This is a genomic window from Saprospiraceae bacterium (assembly GCA_026129545.1).
In the GTDB taxonomy this organism is placed as follows: Bacteria; Bacteroidota; Bacteroidia; order Chitinophagales; family Saprospiraceae; genus M3007.
In genome coordinates this window covers 1-1,075 of sequence record JAHCHX010000009.1, presented here as the reverse complement: position 1 = coordinate 1,075, position 1,075 = coordinate 1, and the positions used below count along the sequence as shown (strand labels likewise).

Genomic DNA, 1,075 nt, shown 5'->3' with positions numbered 1-1,075 from the left:
TAAGCGGCCCGGTATAAATTTCGCGGTGATATGCGATAAACTGTTCGAGCTATGAAAACACCGACAAAATTCGCGAAGAAGTTGACCTCTGAACAACGCCAACAACTAACGGAGATCATGAAGTCCTCCGGGCCTCAGCGAAAGAGAATGCGGGCGCATGCGATCTTGTTGAGTGAACGCCGATATTCGATTAACGAAATCGCCGACATATATCAAACCGACCGCGATCGCGTCAGCCAATGGCTCGACTGGTGGGAGCAGTACGAGTTTGAAGGACTTGATGATGACCCGCGCTCGGGGCGTCCTCCGGCGCTCGACGCGGAAGAGAAAAAAGAAGCCATTGAGATCGTTCGCCAAGAGCCGCGCTCGATCAAGCAAAGCTTGAAAAGCATTGCCGACGAAATCGGCAAAGTCATCAGCGGCGACACGCTCAAGAAAATTCTCCGCAGCCAAGACTACATTTGGAAGCGAATGCGCCGCAGCACGCGCAGCTTCCGCGATGAAGAAGAGTTTCGCGCGGCACAGGTCGAATTGGCAGGGCTGCGAGCCGATTCGCTGCTGCCCGGCAGTGAGTTCGATCTGTGGTATTTCGATGAGGCCGGGTTCACGCTGCAGCCGTCCATTCCTTATGCCTGGCAAATGGTGGGGGAGAGATTGGAGTTGGCTTCGGCGCACGGCGCGCGCCAAAACGTGCTCGGCTTTTTCAATTTGCATCACGAGTTTCATTCTTTTGCCTTCGAAGGCTCGATTGATAGCCACGTCGTGACGGGCTGCTTTGATCTGTTTGCTGAGCGCTTGGAGCGCCCGGCGCTGGTGGTGATTGATAATGCTCCGATTCATACGAGCGAAGAATTCGAAGAACGGATCGAAGGCTGGCAGAAAGAAGGTCTCTACCTAAAGTTCCTACCGGAGTATTCCCCGGAGTTGAATTTGATTGAAATCCTCTGGCGCAAGATCAAGTACGAGTGGCTACCATTGGATGCCTATGAGAGTTTCGAGACGATGGTTGAATCGTTATTTGATGTCATCAGGGGCATCGGCTCAAAATACCGCATTACTTTTGCCTAGCTGCTTA

Annotated in this window: 1 protein-coding gene; it reads left to right on the top strand. The window is 52.7% G+C overall.

Annotated features, from left to right (window positions below):
• Window positions 1-51: 51 nt before the first annotated feature.
• Window positions 52-1,068, top strand: coding sequence for an IS630 family transposase (locus KIS77_23335; GenBank protein ID MCW5925271.1), 1,017 nt, complete (start codon window positions 52-54; stop codon window positions 1,066-1,068).
• Window positions 1,069-1,075 lie beyond the last annotated feature (7 nt).

Coding starts and splice junctions, on each gene's coding strand:
- KIS77_23335 (MCW5925271.1), top strand. CDS start 52: ATGAAAACACCGACAAAATTCGCGAAGAAGTTGACCTCTGAACAACGC.